A 15,979-nucleotide genomic window follows, 5' to 3' on the forward strand; every position below is an offset into this window, starting at 1 on the left:
TCTTATTTCGGAGTCCCGGGATATGCAATTGCGAAAATACCCAAACATACCCATGGAAAACCACAGCAAAAAATAGAATATCTTCCCATCAATATAAGAAGCTTATCCCACAAAGCCATGTTTGAAACGGGTTACAGATTTACAAACTTCCCAATTTCCAGTATCAAACTCAATTATATGGGAATATTTTCCAAAAATGCAGAACTTCTTGATACTTTCAGAGCGAATCAATTTGCCGTAAACCAGCACAATGGACGACTGGAAATCACACAGCAAAAATTAAAATTCCTGACGGGAACCACAGGTCTTGAAGTACAATACAGAGATATGGAAGGAACCGGAGGTCAGAGATATTTACCCAACAATATAAGCCGTGAAATTGGATTTTTCACGATTCAGCACCTTGATTTTGATTTCATTCAGCTGGATCTTGGATATAGAAATGATCATGCACAACGTAGGGCAGAAGCAGACAGTAAATACGTCAGAAGCCGCGGACTTTCCGGCGGAAAGCTCATTGACAGAGACTTTACTCTTCACCAATTCCATAGTTCCGCACAATGGATTATCTTCAAAAAAGCCTATCTAAAAGTACAATACAACCATTCCGAAAGAGCACCGGAAGTGAATGAACTCTACTCAGGAAACAATCATTTTGCTATTCTGACAGAGGAAAATGGCGATGATAGGCTGGATAAAGAAACCGCAAATACAGTCGAAATAGGAGGAGGCTTAAATCTGAAAAACTTTAGGGTATCTGCCAACCTGTATCATACTTTTTATAAAAATTATATTTATCTGGCTCACACAGGACTTTCCAGAGAGATTTTCCTTGTAAAAGAATGGCGTTCTGATGATACAGAAATCAATGGAATTGAAGCTGAAGCCTCTTATAAAGCAGATCTTGGAAAAGTAGGGAAGTGGGAGATAGGTGGATATTATGATTTGGTAAGAAATATAAGTGTTGCCGACAGTTCCATAAGAAAATGGAGTGATGGCGATTATATGCCCAATATGCCTACAAGCCGTTTTGGATTCAATCTGGAAGGAACTCTACAGAACTTCAGCGTGAATGTAAGTTTAGATCATTATTTAAAACAAAAATATTTAGGGAAAAATATTAATCCTGAACTTCCTATGACGGCATTTTCATTACTTAATGTCCGTTTAGCATACAAAGACAAAAGTTTAGGCATAGGTGATCTGGAATATTATATCATAGGAAATAATCTTCTGAACACCGAGGCAAGACTTCAAAATTCTCAGTTAAAATTTCTAAGTCCGCTCCCTGGAATTAATATTTCAGCAGGCGTAAAAATAACCATATAAAACCTATTGTAATATCCGAAAGAAGACATGTATTTTATATACATGTTTTCTTATTTTTGAGGTATGTTATTTTCTCAAATGGTTATTTATTATAGCTATCCGTTTCCAGAAGTTTCAATAATTTACTGTCAATCTTGCTGTTATCAATGGTAGTAGGAAAGTCTATATTCGCACCAATCCTTTCAAAATGATTCTGAATAGCACTGTCCATTTTCTTTTCATCCAGTTTGCCTGCATTGACAGCTATTTTCATAATATCCGATTGAATTTTTTGAAATTCTTTTATTTTCAGCATATTCGAATTGATATTATCCTTATTGCTTAAAACATTGGGCAGAAAGTAATACACAGATGATAATACAATATTGGCCAATAAGAATGTCTTAAGAAGAAGACCTGAATTTTGCCAGCCTTTATTCACCATAAGAAAAACAGCAACCGTAAGAAGGGTAGCAAATACGATGGCACAAATGGAAAATGAATAATAATTCACATAATACGTTGTTCCCAGTTGTCTGTAATATCTTTTAACCTGCTCACTCATAAGATATTGCTTTTTTAAAGTTGATATTTTCACTGATGATCCAGAAAGTGATGCATTAATTACCTGATTTTGAATAGAATCAGCTTTATCCAAAGGTTCTAATACTTTCACAGAAGAATCTTCCATAAAACGACCCGATTGAGTTTGCACAGTAAATGCTAAAGCACCAAGAATCAAGCAAATGAGAACGGCTTGTACATTTTCTTTTTTCAGAAAATCTTTGATGATTGTGAAGGTTTCCATGATGGTTATTTTCTTTCAAATTTAGCTTTACAATAGAATGAGCACAATAACTATTTTGGGTGATTTTTCAGCCCATTTTTAAGATAAAAAATAATCAAAAAAAACTAAAAAAAGAAGGAATACTATTTTAATACGACAAGTTCTGTCGCTGTGCGCCTATATCTTTGTATTAGAGATAAGATAAAGAATCCCGGGAAATTTATTGTCTTAGTAAACCAAATTTTAACCTTAAAAAAAACTCTTTTTAAATTATGTGTAAAAAACAACTAATAATCATTTTTCTCTTTTCATTTTTCATTTCCTATGCGCAGACTGAATTTATTACTCTATGGAAACCTAACGCCACTGGTACCATTGATAATTCAATAACTTTTGGTGGTACCGGAACAAGTTATACCATTAGCTGGGAAGAAGTTGGATTTCCCCAGCATAGTGGAGTCATGAATTCTGTGACCTCTAACAGCAGCAATCCTATTACGATTTCTTTTGGTACATCATTAAATACAAACCCTATCCAGGCTACTTATAAAGTAAAAGTTTCAAATGGCAGTGGGTTATTTTACGGATTCAGAGCCGGCACAGACTCTATCAATCCTAATGCAAATCCTGAGCTTATCGAAATTAGCCAATGGGGAGATATTATTTGGCTTCAGCAATTTAATGCGGGATTTGCAGGCTGTCCAAATCTTAACGTAACTGCTACAGATACTCCCAATCTGACACAAATAAACAATCTATCTCAAATGTTCTTTAATTGTTCGTCTTTGATTGGAAATAATTCATTTTCTAATTGGAATACAAGCACAATTACAAATATGAACAGCATGTTTAGCAGAGCAAAGCTTTTTAATCAAAATATCGGAACCTGGAATACAGCGAATGTAACCGATTTTAGTGGAATGTTTTCTTATGCGTCTGCCTTTAATCAAAATATTTCTGGCTGGAATACAACAGCTGGAACCAACTTCTCTGCAATGTTCAAAGATGCTGTAGCTTTTAATCAGCCATTAAATTCATGGAATACAAAAAATGCTACTAATTTCAGGTATGTATTTTCTAATGCTGCAGCCTTTAACCAACCGCTTAATAATTGGAATACAAGTAAAGTAACGGATTTTGAGTATATGTTTGAAAATGCAGTATCATTCAATCAGCCCATTGGAAACTGGGATGTAAGTAAGGTCAATTATTTTGCAGGGTTTAATATGTTTAATGGTGCTACACTTTTTAATCAGGATATTTCTACCTGGAATATCAAGCTTCAAAACTTTGCATGGAGCTCAATATCTTTTGGATTTAAAAACTCAGGGTTATCATGTACGAATTACAGTAATTTTCTGGTTGCACTGAATAATAATCCTACATGGACAAACTCAACCATAACGTCTGGAACAATAGATGCAACGGGGTTAGTTTATTCTACACCGCAAGCCATTATGGCAAGAGCTCAATTGGTTAACAAAGGGTTTAATATTATTGGAGATTCTTATAATTCAGGATGTTTTTTATCAACAGCAGAGGTTTCTGTAAAACCGAAAACTTCGGCTTATCCTAATCCAACAACGGGAATGATAACTGTGGAATCTCCTGAAAACGAAAATGCCTATTTATATGACATTACCGGTAAAGTCATTAAAACTATGACTTTAAATAAAGGAAAAAACAGCATTGATCTTACTGGCTATCCATCAGGGAATTATCTGTTAAAAGGAAATAGTACGTTCACTAAAATAATCAAGAAATAATTGGTCAGCCGAAAGGCTAATTTTATAAAAAAAGCTCCAAAGTCATTGTACTTTGGAGTTTTATGATTTTCCATATTTTATATATAATTTGTATAAAATTTATAACATATAAATGGTATTATATTTGTTGAGGACTAAAAATTGAATTCCAATATATAAAAAATAATATTTATGAAAAAAACAATTATTTTATTTACTATTCTTTTATCAATAGCAAATATTAAAGCTCAAGAAAATATTGATTTATTGACATACGAAAACACACAGGATATCAATTTTTTTAAAACTATTAAAAATGGTGCTCCGGTTAAGGAATATATAACAACGAGTAAAAATAGTGTGAAAGTGGGGGATACTTTAATATTAGGATCTCCTACGTCTGAAGAACTGAATACAAGAACTTATTCAGGGAGTTATGGGAATAAAGCAAGAGGGGGTATTGCACAATCAAGAAGTACTTCAAAAAAAACTTATGAATTTGTACAAATGGGTAGACCAGCTGGATTTGGAAGTATTATGTCTGCTATGGGTGGTGAAGCACAGGATATGGCAGATAACAGCTTAAAAAATACTAAAGTTATTGTCAGAGAGATAAAAACATATCACAGAGGCAGTAAAAGTAAACCTTTGTATGTAGTTATGGTTTTGGGAGAAATAAATGATAGAGCTTTTGGAATCAATAAATATTTAAGCGTCATGGATACGGAGCTAGGGATTGAGTCTGGTGAAATTCTTTTAAAAAATAGAAAAATGACCAGAGATGAAGCGATTGCAAAATTAAAAGAAGCAAAAGAACTGATGGAAATAGATATGATGAGCAAAGAAAAGTTTGAGGAATTAAAAAAAGAACTTGCTCCGATTATTAACAATAATAACTAAGAAAATTAACAATCCCTTTCATATCCAGAAAGGGATTGTTTTTTTAAGATTGGTTTACCAGGCAAAGTATACTTCAAATAAACAGACTTTAGCATTAAGTCATTGTTGGATAAAGAAATATTTCTAATATAAACAGATTTAATAGATGTAAAATCGAAAAATGTAACGAAATTGCACCGATTTTATAACTAACCATGAACTGAGAATTAAATGACAGAGAAATTTCCAACCATAAACAGCACACTTTCACCTGAAAGGCTTGGTCAATTTATTCAGCAAAAATACGGTCTAACCGACAAAACGGAATGCAGCATATTTCGGCTTGCTATGAACCATTTATATATTGTTCATGATGGCGAAAACAAATATGTTTTTAGAGTTTACACCCATCATTGGCGGACTCAATTAGAAATTGAAGAAGAATTAAGACTTCTAAATCTTCTAAAAGAAGCAGACCGGCAGGTTGCTTTTCCAATTGCTGACAAATCAAACAAATTCATTCAGGAAATTGAAGCTCCGGAAGGGACAAGATTTGGTGTTTTATTTTCGTTTGCTAAAGGCATAAAAACAGCAAAATTCTCATCTGAAACAAGCTTTCTGATAGGAGAGGCATTAGCAAAAGTTCATCAATCCACAGAAAATGTAGAACTGATGAGAATATCTTATAATGCTCAAAATTTGCTTAAAACCCCTGTTGTAAGAACAAAGGAATTTTACAGTAAAAATACCAGCGAAATTGAATTTTTAGAAAGACTTTCTGCATTTTTAGCGTTGAAAATGGAAAATATAGACCATCAGAATATGAGATATGGAGCCGTTCATCTTGATGTTTGGTTTGACAATCTGCATATTGACGATGAAAAAGAAGTTACATTTTTTGACTTTGATTTTTGTGGCAACGGTTATTTATGCTTCGATATTTCTTATTTTCTCTTCCAATTGTTGGCAACCAATCTGAACGAAGAACAGTATCAAGCAAAAGCAGATAGTTTCATAAAAGGCTATGAGACCGTAACTAAAATCAATGAAGAAGAAAAAAAGTTTTTACTTTTCGCATGCTTAGCCATTATGACCTATTACATAAGTGTTCAGTGCGACAGATTTGAATATTGGACCAATATTTTCCTGAATGAAGATCATTTAAAAAGAATGGTTGGAAATCTCAAGCGTTGGATGGCTTATCATAAAATTGAGGTAAACTAACGAAAGAAAACTTACCGGCTTTCCTATCCTTAAATAAATATTGTTAATATGGATACAAAATCTATCAATTTTCCCAATCAAAGAAAGCAAAACGCGGTACTGCCTTTCCTGCATTTGTACGTTATTTCTTATATCTATCTTTTTATCTTTACCTCCCAGTTTTCACCTTTAGAGGGAATACATAAGAGTGGAGTCTTGTGGTTGTGTAAAAATGTTTTTCAGCAACCGCAGGTAGAACATATTAAGATGACTGGCAGCGGCGATACTACATTAGATTATTGGGTAGTGATTGTAAATATTGGCTTAGCTCTAATGGCTGCACTCATTATACTTCTTGTAGATAAAAAACAGCGAACATTTAAAGATCTTCATTGGTTTACAGTAGTAGTAGCACGCTATTATGTAGCTATGATAATGCTTTCGTACGGTTTTGCGAAACTGCACGACGGACAGTTTCCAGCTAACTCAATTGGCAGGCTGGAAGAAAAAGTTGGAGATATGTCGCCAATGGGTATGGTATGGACTATGATGGGAGCTTCCAGTGGTTATACATTTGTTTCCGGATTGTTGGAAGTTGGTGGTGGACTTTTGCTTCTTTTCAGAAGAACCAAAACTTTTGGTGCTCTTTTTTCCATGACAGTGATGATCAATGTGGCTCTGTTGAATTTTTTTTATGATGTGCCGGTAAAAATATTTTCCAGTCATATTGTTTTGTTTTGCCTTTATATTGTCAGCGGTGATGCAGTTGCTTTATATCGTTTTTTTATCTTGCATCAGCCATCACAATTACGATTTCAAAAAAGAACATCAGACAAAAAGTGGAAGAGGATTACAGTTACTGGACTTAAGTGGCTCGTAGTAGTTTTTTTCGTATTGAGTTCTTCATCAGCACTGTTCTATAAGCCTCCAGCTGTTCCAATGGAGGGTGCCTATATTGTTGATAAATTTATAATAAACAATCAGGAAATACCATCCAACGATTCTATTGGCTGGAAAAAACTATTGATCAGTTCTCCAGGCCGGACAACTGTCATTCTTAATAATGACAGTACTAAAGCGTTTCAGAGTGTTTTAGATACTGAAAAAAAAATACTTATGCTTCGTAAAATAGATCAACAACACCTATATGCTTACCTGCATTACAATGCTCAAAAAGATAGTATCATTTTTATGGGAAATAAGGGTAGTGATTCTATAAAAATAAAAACAGTAAGAAAGAAAAAGGAAGATTATCCTTTAAACAAGAGGAGTTTTCATTGGATTAATGAATACCCATTCAACAAGTAAGAGATATTACATGAAACACAATGGCTTTAAGAAAGTTATATAAATCAGATTGACATAATGCGTAAATTTGAAAGTTAACAGACATTTTAAAAACATAACCTAAAAACATCTAAAATTTAACCATTAAATACAGAAAAAATGAGAAACAATATTTATGTTTTGTTATTATTATTTTTATTCACAAGCGTTAATGCCCAAGAATATTCAAAATTAATAAGTGAAGCTAATAAATTATATGAAACAAAAGACTATAAAATGTCTACTGATTTATATGATAAAGCTTTTAAAATTGAAAGTAAAAATCCAAGTCACTTATATAATGGTGCATGCGCATCTTCTTTAGCAGGAAATACAAAAAAAGCTTTTAAATGGCTGAACTTATCAATAGAAAATGGTTGGACAAATCTAAAGCACTTAAATTCTGATACTGATTTAGAAAATTTACATTCAAAAAAAGAATGGGGGAAAACAATTGAAAGATTAGAAAAAAAAATAGAGCTAATAGAAGCAAATTATGACAAACCATTGCAGACTGAATTATTGGCAATTCTTGAAGAAGACCAAAAATATAGAAAGCAAATGAATGAAACTCAAAAAAATTTCGGTCCAGAGTCTAAAGAAATGAATGACCTTTGGAAAATAGCAATGCAGAAAGACTCTATTAACTTATTAAAAGTAAAAAAAATATTAGATGAAAAAGGTTGGGTGGGTAAAGACAAAGTAGGTGCACAAGCCAATAGTGCAATATTTCTTGTCATTCAACATTCAGATTTGGAAACGCAAAAAAAATATTTACCCATGATGAAAGAAGCTGTAGCAAAAGGGAATGCAAGTTCAGGCTCTTTAGCTTTGTTAATTGACAGAATAGAAATTCGAGAAGGTAGAAAACAAATATACGGAAGTCAAATAGGAATCAATCAAAATAATAAAACATACTATGTTTTACCTTTAATTGATCCAGACAATGTAGATAAAAGAAGAACAGAAGTTGGCTTAGGACCAATCTCTGATTATGTTAAAAATTGGAGTTTAATTTGGGACGTTGAAAAGTATAAAAGAGAATTGCCTGAATTAGAAAAATTAAATAAATAGAATTACAAAAACGGCGGGTTTAGGGCTTCCTTAATCCGCCGCTTCTAAATCTAGAAGTTATTGAGCATAACCTGGGATAGAGTTTATTATTACTTGAAAAATTTGATGTAATAATCAAGAGCGTAAAATAATGAAATCGAACACGTTCTGTGAATCTGAGAAACCAAAACAATTTACAATTTAACATAATATAAATTATAGGATTTTTATTATAATGCCAAAATAGAGTATTAACTGCCCTCAGAATGCTTTATATCCCAAATTATCCAGCCAAATACGCTGTAACGGTTTCTAAGAACTTTCTTTAAACGGCGTGAAAATCCAATCTCTGAAAAAATATTGTCTGTACGGCAGTTCATGGTCAGAAAAATAATGCTCCAGTAAATTTTTATAAAAATTTTCCTGCTCATCATGATCTGATGCTCTGCCAGTTTTCAGCAAAATCTTTATCAGCACATACAGCGTCTATATTCCTCTAACTTTTTGATTCTCTTTACAATTCGCTCATTCATTTCCGCTTATATTATGTTAAATAGAATGATAGTGAAAATTTCCTCTTAGCTCCTAAAAATAGAAAATCTTGCCACATGACAGCTTTTATCATCATAAAACACAATACCTTTACTCTAACCAAAAAATAAAATAATATGAAACCTAAAATGATCTGGGCCAATCTGGCCGTAGCCAACCTTGAACGCACAGAAAAATTCTATACAGAACTGGGATTCAAGCCCAACAACCCACACAGTTCTAATGAATTGGTAAGTTTTTTTATGGCAGGAAATGAATTAATTGTCCATTTTTTCTTAAAAAACGTCATAGAAAACAACCTGAAAAGTATGAAATTTGGTGACCCTCAAAGTTCTAACGAAATTATATTCACTCTTTCTGCGGAAAGTAAAAATCAGGTAGATGATTGGGCTGAAGAAGTAAAAAATGCAGGAGGAACCATTGTTTCAGCTCCTGAAAGCTTTGGAGAAAACTATTATGGTTTTGTGTTTGCAGATCCGGATGGACACAAGTTTAATGTCTTTTTTATGTAGACCTATAACCTATTTTTCCCTATATTTGACATTCAACAGATACATATGAACCGCGCGAACTGTCTGCCTCCTCCGGCACCTTAATATTTTCAATTTAATTGGAAGCTTACTCATGTCGTTAACTCATTAACGGCCAAAGTCTTTATGCTTCTCATTCTAAAAAAATATTAATTCAAAACTTTGCAGTTCATTCTCTAATGAAAAAATCATATTTATTATTACATCTGGCCGTGATATTGGCCGGATTTACAGGTGTATTCGGAAAACTGATCACTCTTAATGAAGGCTTATTAGTCTGGTACAGACTCCTCTTCTCCTCCATTATTCTATTCTTTATTTTAAAACTCTTAAGAATTCCAACAAATATTTCTTTCCGGGAAAAAATTAAGATTTCAAAAACCGGATTGCTGCTTACGTTACACTGGCTGCTATTTTATGCCAGTATAAAATATGCCAATATATCCATTGGTGTCGTATGTTACTGCCTGACTAGCTTTTTCACAGCAGTATTCAAGCCTGTAATTGATAAGGAGAAATTCAAGCTTTCAGAATTACTTCTTAGTATGCTTACAATTTTGGGAATTAGTTTAATATTTCATTTTGATACTTCTTATCAATTAGGAATTATTTTGGGTGTATTTTCATCAGCATTCGGCGCTCTTTATACTATTTATAACAAGCGTTTGGTAGACCATTTCGACACGAAATTGATCAACTTTTATCAGATGATTGCCGGTACTTTATGCTGGGGAGTATTTTTGCCCGTATACCTCCTCTATTTCCAGTCAGATAGCATAGTCCCTGACTTGAAAAACACTGCTTATTTGGGCATTTTATCGCTTTTTTGTACAGTTGGCTTATATGTGATGTTTGCAGAAGTTTTGAAGAAAATTTCTGCCTTTACAGTTAATTTAACCTACAATCTGGAACCTGTATATGCTATTATTATGGCCTTTTTATTTTTTGGAGAAAGTAAAGAGGTCAATCTTGCTTTTTATATAGGATTGGTATTTATTATTTCATCTGTGGTTTTACAGACAGTAATTTCTTTGAAGAAAAAAAAATGATAAGCGATTTTATTTAAACCAAAACCGGACACTTAAACTACTTAAGTGTCCGGTTTTACATAATATATTTATTCTTAAAACAAAAAACTATCCATTCATTCCCAAACTGTTATACAGCTGTACCTGCCATATTCCCAGAACCTCTTTCAGCATCACAAATGTAAATGCAGCATTATAGCTGTTCGGAAACAGCGTTATTTCAGTATCTATAAAATCTGAGGCTTGCGGAACAGGATTCAATCCAAATGTCTGAAACAGAGAAACAGATCGCTTCATATGAAACCCGGAAGTTACCAGATATACACTGGAAGGAGTCATCTGCTTTAGTATCTTGCTGGAATATTTTGCATTTTCATAAGTATTCATGCTTCTATCTTCTTTGATGATATCAGCATCCGACACGCCCATTTTTTTGAAATTTTCACTGAATAATTCTGCTTCGCTTTTACGTCCTCTCCCTTTTCCGGAAATTAGTATTTTACAGGGTATATTATTTTTCTTGTATTCTTGGTACACTTGATAAGCTGTGACAATTCTGGAATAAGACATGGTGTGTAACCTTTCTGTTTTGTCAAAATCTACAACTCCTCCACCTAAAACTACAATGACAGGGTTCTGAGAAGCTATATTCTTAGTACTAGAAGTATTCACATAGCTTTTTTGCAAATATTCGGAAGTTAGTTTACCCAGAAAGCCATTTCCTATAAAGATGATCATTAAAACGGTCAATACACCAATTCCTATCCTAAGGTTTTTGCGCTTATTTTTTCTTTTTAATAAGGTTATTATAACTATCGCAAGAAATACTAAGAAATAAGGTTCTGTAAAAAGCTGGAAAACACGGAATAAAAGGTCTAGTAAAAATTTCATCTTCAAATAATATGGATTAATGTATAGAAAACATCGAGACTACAAAGATAAAGGAATTTCCTGAGTACAGCTTTTGACGGCAATAGACAATTAACAATTATTTAAAATAATTTAGCCTGATTTATCTTTCTGTTTATACAATTATTGTATACATTTGCAATCAATAAACAGCACACTCTTTAGTGTGTTAATAAAAACAATACCTACCCTCATGAAAAAGCAAAAAAGAATCAACACCTTTATGACCGTACTCCAAATCTTTTTGGACAGGCATTTCTGTAAAGAAAAAAGCTTCTTCTTACACATAAAGAAACCGTCTCAGCCTTAAATAGATAAAAACAAAATTGAAACAAAGAATTTGAACCATTAAGAATATTAAGGAAATATCTAAAGATATTCAAAAAGCAGAACGCTTTATTCAAATGTATTTGAATCTTAACTTTACTTAAAACCTTAAGAAATCTTAATGGTTCAAAATAAACAGCAGATTATCATACTCAAAAAATCTGCGAGAAATTATCACTCGCTTCATCAGGCAAGTCCACTTGCCCATTCTTCGCCTCCTCAAAATACAAAAGTATTCAAATAAAAGCTTTGCGTTTAAAAATTCTAATAAAATTTTTAAATCATTAAGAATTGATTAAGCTGTTAATAGTATTTAAGGAAATATATAGAAATATTTAAGAAGCAGAACGCTTTATTCAAATGCATTTGAATCTTAACTTTACTTAAAACCTTAAGAAATCTTAATAGTTCAAAATAAACAGCAGATTATCATACTCAAAAAATCTGCGAGAAATTATCACTCGCTTCATCAGGCAAGTCCACTTGCCCATTCTTCGCCTCCTCAAAATACAAAAGCATTCAAATAAAAGCTTTGCGTTTAAAAATTCTAATAAAATTTTTAAATCATTAAGAATTGATTAAGCTGTTAATAGTATTTAAGGAAATATATAGAAATATTTAAGAAGCAGAACGCTTTATTCAAATGCATTTGAATCTTAACTTCACTTAAAACCTTAAGCATTCTTAATGGTTCAAAAAAAACAACCTCTTACTTCATAGGGTGAATTCACCTGTCCACCTTTCGTCCTCTAGAAAAAAGAAAAACATTCCTCTTTAATTTTACATTTAAAGTAAAATATAATATTTATTGTTGATTAATCACCTGATATATCATTAAAAAATTATAAACAAATTTCCTTTCAAAATTAATATTGTCTACATGCAATACGAGTTTTAATAAGATACATTTGTCTTGTAACTTTAATACAATCAGTGACATGTCAACAGTTCTTAAAACATTTGTAGCTTATCTTAAAAGACCTGCTCTTTACCCTGAACTGGGCAGAAAAATCATTAAAAATACGGTAAGCAGAAGAAGTCCATTCAAAGGAAAGGCAAAAACAAACTCATGGGCTGCATCTGTAGCAGTTTCCCAAAAAGAGGCAATTTCCAGACTTTTCTCAATGGATAGTGATCATTTCAAAAATATATACGCCGATATTCTGGAAAAAACCCATATAAAAGAAAAAGAATGCCCTATTACAATGGGCGGTCCCGGTGCACTGGAACTCATTTATTACGCATGTGAATTTACCAAAGCACAAAATGTTCTGGAAACAGGAGTCGCTTATGGTTGGTCTTCTTTAGCCATACTGCTTTCGCTTCAAAAAAGAAATGGTACGCTGTATAGCTCCGATATGCCTTATCTTGCTCAGGATGGTGATCATTATGTAGGATATGTGGTTCCTGAAAACCTTAAAAAGTTTTGGAAGTTATTCCGTTTTGCAGACAGAGAATCTTTACCTAAAATTTTCAAAAAAGGTTCTACTTTTGATGTTTTCCATTATGATTCTGACAAAAGTTACCACGGAAGAATGTGGGCTTATCATCAAATTTATAAAAGATTGAAACCAGGAGCTGTGTTTATCAGTGATGATATTGGTGACAATTCTGCTTATCAGGATTTTTGTATCAAGAAAAATATTACTACTGCTGTGGTAGAATACAGCGGAAAATATATCGGAATTTTTATAAAACAATAAAGAAAAACGATCCACATCGCTTCATCAGGCAAGTCCACTTGCCATCCTTTGCCACCTAAAATATAAAATCCTTCCTTTGAAAACTTTGCGTTTTAAAAATTTTAATAAAATATTTGAACCATTAAGAATAGTAAGAAAATATCCCGGATTAATGATCCGGGATATCTTTTGTTTATTATTCTTTTTGGAAATTGAAGCCTATCTTCATTTATTATTCTAGTTTCCTTTCATCTTTACACCAAGGCCAAACTTAGGATTACTTATTTCTTTACCATCCTTATCATGATATATCATAGGATAAGTTTCAAATACAGCCTTCTCTTTTGGAATGATAACATAGTACCTTCCTTTTCCATAGGAGTTAAGTAAATTAAGAAAATAATAAGCTCTTATCGATTTTGCTGTATCAAAAGTTTCTTTGTCTACAGTGGCCTTTTGAAGCATAGAATAAACAACTCTTTTATTCTTCACAAATAAAAACATTGAGGTATTATCAGATTCCCAGATATAATCATCCCCAATGGGTAACTTTATTCCTAACTCTTTCTCGGCTTCCTCATTTAAAGAAATTGGCATCATAATAAGTAAAGAATCCCAATCAAAACACTAAGTATCTTCTTTTAAGTTAATCACTTCACCAATTTTATTTTCAGCATTTACTTTTGGAGACAGTCTTTCTTTAAGTTTTATCAAACATTCCGGATTATTTTGTCCTTTACAGGAAAATATTAAGAATAGTAATACAAAAAATATGGATCTGGTGCTGACATTATTTCTCATTATTGATTAGGTTGACTTTGAAATGGCAATGGTTCAAAAATAGCATTTATCCCCCATAATCCACTTCCCTTTCCAAAATAATCTGGTTTCTGCATACGGTAACCAGTATTTTTTCTCCTGCCTGAAAGCCGCATTGCGCTACCCACTTCCCTGCTATTCTTATTTCCGGGAAGTACACTATTTTGCCATACGCTCTTGAAAACGATTTGAGGGAAACCGTAAGGTTACGATTGCGCAGTTCATTATATTTGCTGCTGGTCATTCTTCTTGTTCTTTTCATATTTGTTATTTTTCAACAAATGAAAACATAATCAGGAGGATATACCAGTTGAGGAAAGGATAACTTATTCAGAAAGAGAGATATTTTAGAATAGAATTTAATTTAACAAGGAGCTTTATTTTTTTGTTCTAAAGCTTTATATTTGTTATTATGAGTTACACAGATATGCAAAATAAGAAAATACATCAGGGTAGAAATATAAAGCGTTTCCGCGAAATGCTGGGGATCAAACAGGAAGCATTGGCTTTTGAACTGGGTGATGACTGGAACCAAAAGAAAATCTCCCTTTTAGAGCAAAAAGAAACCGTAGAATCTGATATTCTGGCACAGGTAGCTCAAATTTTGAAAGTTCCTGCGGAAGCGATTGAGAATTTTGATGAGGAACAGGCGGTGAATATTATTTCTAATACTTTCAATGATCAATCAAACGGTTATAACTACTATCCTAATTTCAATTTTAATCCTCTTGACAAAATGGTTGAGCTTTATGAGCGTATGCTTGAACAGCAGAAGGAAATGATTGAGAAATTGGAGAGGTTGATTGAGAGGAAATAAATTCTTACAATAAAATATCAAAGTAAAAAAATAAAAACCCAATAACCATAGACAATGAAAATTCAATTGAATTTGGTGAACCTTGAGGTAATATTAATATAACCTTACAATCATAAGTTATAAAATTAGGAATAATGTTGTAGAACTTTACAATAATCATATCATTATCTCTTTATTTTAAACTCATAATGGCGTAATTACAATAGAAAAGAAATTAATTTAATTATAAATAAAATAACTGTTTATACTACAAATTTAAATCATGGAAATAAAAGATAAAATATTCGACAATAGAATAAACTCACTAAATCTTTTAATAGAAACAACAATAGAAGAATATTATACTCTCTCTAAAGATATATTAGATAATAATGAATTTCAAAGAAGACGTGTTAAGTCTTCATCATCTGTTTATAGTTTATTAAAAACAGATTTACGACAAGGATGTGTTATTCCGCCTATTGTTTTAGCATTATCAATGGAAGCAGAGGCTGGAAAAGATCAAAGTGACGATGACTTAGTCAATACTATTCTAGGACATAAAGAAAAATTAATAATACTTGATGGACTGCAAAGGACTTATACTATTAGAGACTTGGTAAATGAGTTAGAATCTAAAGATGATCCTGAAAAGAACACAATATTAAAGCGTAAATTGAGAATAGAAATATATTTAGGAATAAATAAATTAGGAATTTTATATAGAATGTTGACCCTAAATACAGGACAAACCCCAATGTCAAGTAGACATCAAATAGAAATAATTTATTCGGATTATATAAAGGATGGAATTGATGATATTAAACTGATTAAAGAAACTGATGGTGATACACCTAATAATGAGAGTGAATATAAATTTAGAGATATTATTGAAGGATTTACTTCTTATATAGAAAGAGATTATTTAACAATTGATAGAACTGATATTTTAGACAATGAACTCATCTTGACTTTCTTTTTATGAATTTTTTACAAGCAATAACAATAAAAGCTAAATAATTGAATCCGATCCAG

General features: G+C 32.2%; 16 protein-coding genes. 11 read left to right on the forward strand and 5 right to left on the reverse strand.

Annotated features, from left to right (window positions below):
- The first annotated feature begins 117 nt into the window (after positions 1-117).
- The gene (locus CQ046_RS23890; RefSeq protein WP_228406952.1) at positions 118-1,329 is read left to right on the forward strand and encodes a TonB-dependent receptor; all 1,212 of its coding nucleotides are present in this window, start codon (positions 118-120) and stop codon (positions 1,327-1,329) included.
- Between the two features lie 82 nt (positions 1,330-1,411).
- Here CQ046_RS23890 and CQ046_RS13485 read toward each other — a convergent pair whose 3' ends face one another.
- Complete coding sequence (locus tag CQ046_RS13485; protein WP_105702765.1) at positions 1,412-2,116, reverse strand: hypothetical protein; 705 nt, start codon at positions 2,114-2,116, stop codon at positions 1,412-1,414.
- 251 nt (positions 2,117-2,367) lie between these two features.
- Between CQ046_RS13485 and CQ046_RS13490 the strand changes: the two genes are divergently transcribed.
- From CQ046_RS13490 to CQ046_RS13520, 7 genes are all read left to right on the forward strand, one after another.
- On the forward strand, positions 2,368-3,861 hold the full coding sequence (locus tag CQ046_RS13490) for a BspA family leucine-rich repeat surface protein (protein ID WP_105702766.1): 1,494 nt from the start codon (positions 2,368-2,370) through the stop codon (positions 3,859-3,861).
- Between the two features lie 171 nt (positions 3,862-4,032).
- Positions 4,033-4,740: a hypothetical protein gene (locus CQ046_RS13495; RefSeq protein ID WP_105702767.1), complete on the forward strand. Its 708-nt coding sequence runs from the start codon at positions 4,033-4,035 to the stop codon at positions 4,738-4,740.
- A gap of 327 nt (positions 4,741-5,067) precedes the next feature.
- Positions 5,068-5,943: a phosphotransferase gene (locus tag CQ046_RS13500; RefSeq protein WP_228406953.1), complete on the forward strand. Its 876-nt coding sequence runs from the start codon at positions 5,068-5,070 to the stop codon at positions 5,941-5,943.
- 48 nt (positions 5,944-5,991) lie between these two features.
- Positions 5,992-7,230 carry a hypothetical protein gene (locus CQ046_RS13505; protein WP_105702769.1) on the forward strand — a complete coding sequence of 413 codons (1,239 nt, stop codon included), beginning with the start codon at positions 5,992-5,994 and terminating at the stop codon, positions 7,228-7,230.
- 138 nt (positions 7,231-7,368) lie between these two features.
- A complete protein-coding gene (locus tag CQ046_RS13510) occupies positions 7,369-8,322 on the forward strand; it encodes a DUF6624 domain-containing protein (RefSeq protein ID WP_105702770.1) in 954 nt (317 codons plus the stop codon).
- Between the two features lie 647 nt (positions 8,323-8,969).
- Positions 8,970-9,365 carry a VOC family protein gene (locus CQ046_RS13515; RefSeq protein WP_105702771.1) on the forward strand — a complete coding sequence of 132 codons (396 nt, stop codon included), beginning with the start codon at positions 8,970-8,972 and terminating at the stop codon, positions 9,363-9,365.
- Between the two features lie 197 nt (positions 9,366-9,562).
- Positions 9,563-10,432 (forward strand): DMT family transporter, encoded by an 870-nt coding sequence (locus CQ046_RS13520; protein ID WP_105702772.1) that lies wholly within the window; start codon positions 9,563-9,565, stop codon positions 10,430-10,432.
- An 87-nt stretch (positions 10,433-10,519) separates the two neighbouring features.
- Here the strand turns inward: CQ046_RS13520 and CQ046_RS13525 are convergent, their stop codons facing one another.
- Positions 10,520-11,302 (reverse strand): YdcF family protein, encoded by a 783-nt coding sequence (locus CQ046_RS13525; RefSeq protein WP_105702773.1) that lies wholly within the window; start codon positions 11,300-11,302, stop codon positions 10,520-10,522.
- A 1,283-nt stretch (positions 11,303-12,585) separates the two neighbouring features.
- Here CQ046_RS13525 and CQ046_RS13530 point away from each other — a divergent pair.
- A complete protein-coding gene (locus CQ046_RS13530; RefSeq protein WP_105702774.1) occupies positions 12,586-13,350 on the forward strand; it encodes an O-methyltransferase in 765 nt (254 codons plus the stop codon).
- Between the two features lie 216 nt (positions 13,351-13,566).
- Here CQ046_RS13530 and CQ046_RS13535 read toward each other — a convergent pair whose 3' ends face one another.
- Genes CQ046_RS13535 through CQ046_RS13540 form a run of 3 tightly spaced genes read right to left on the reverse strand, consistent with a single transcriptional unit; the run spans position 13,567 to position 14,410 of the window.
- Positions 13,567-13,929, reverse strand: a complete 363-nt coding sequence (locus CQ046_RS13535) for a hypothetical protein (protein ID WP_123906617.1) — start codon at positions 13,927-13,929, stop codon at positions 13,567-13,569.
- A 27-nt stretch (positions 13,930-13,956) separates the two neighbouring features.
- Positions 13,957-14,130, reverse strand: coding sequence for a hypothetical protein (locus CQ046_RS23895; RefSeq protein WP_228406954.1), 174 nt, complete (start codon positions 14,128-14,130; stop codon positions 13,957-13,959).
- 46 nt (positions 14,131-14,176) lie between these two features.
- The gene (locus CQ046_RS13540; protein ID WP_105702776.1) at positions 14,177-14,410 is read right to left on the reverse strand and encodes a SymE family type I addiction module toxin; all 234 of its coding nucleotides are present in this window, start codon (positions 14,408-14,410) and stop codon (positions 14,177-14,179) included.
- A 150-nt stretch (positions 14,411-14,560) separates the two neighbouring features.
- Between CQ046_RS13540 and CQ046_RS13545 the strand changes: the two genes are divergently transcribed.
- Both CQ046_RS13545 and CQ046_RS13550 read left to right on the forward strand, forming a co-directional pair.
- Positions 14,561-14,965 carry a helix-turn-helix transcriptional regulator gene (locus CQ046_RS13545; RefSeq protein ID WP_105702777.1) on the forward strand — a complete coding sequence of 135 codons (405 nt, stop codon included), beginning with the start codon at positions 14,561-14,563 and terminating at the stop codon, positions 14,963-14,965.
- A 262-nt stretch (positions 14,966-15,227) separates the two neighbouring features.
- On the forward strand, positions 15,228-15,929 hold the full coding sequence (locus tag CQ046_RS13550) for a hypothetical protein (RefSeq protein ID WP_105702778.1): 702 nt from the start codon (positions 15,228-15,230) through the stop codon (positions 15,927-15,929).
- The last annotated feature ends 50 nt before the right edge of the window (positions 15,930-15,979 follow it).

The sequence above is a fragment of the Chryseobacterium sp. MYb7 genome, assembly GCF_002979455.1.
GTDB lineage: Bacteria > Bacteroidota > Bacteroidia > Flavobacteriales > Weeksellaceae > Chryseobacterium.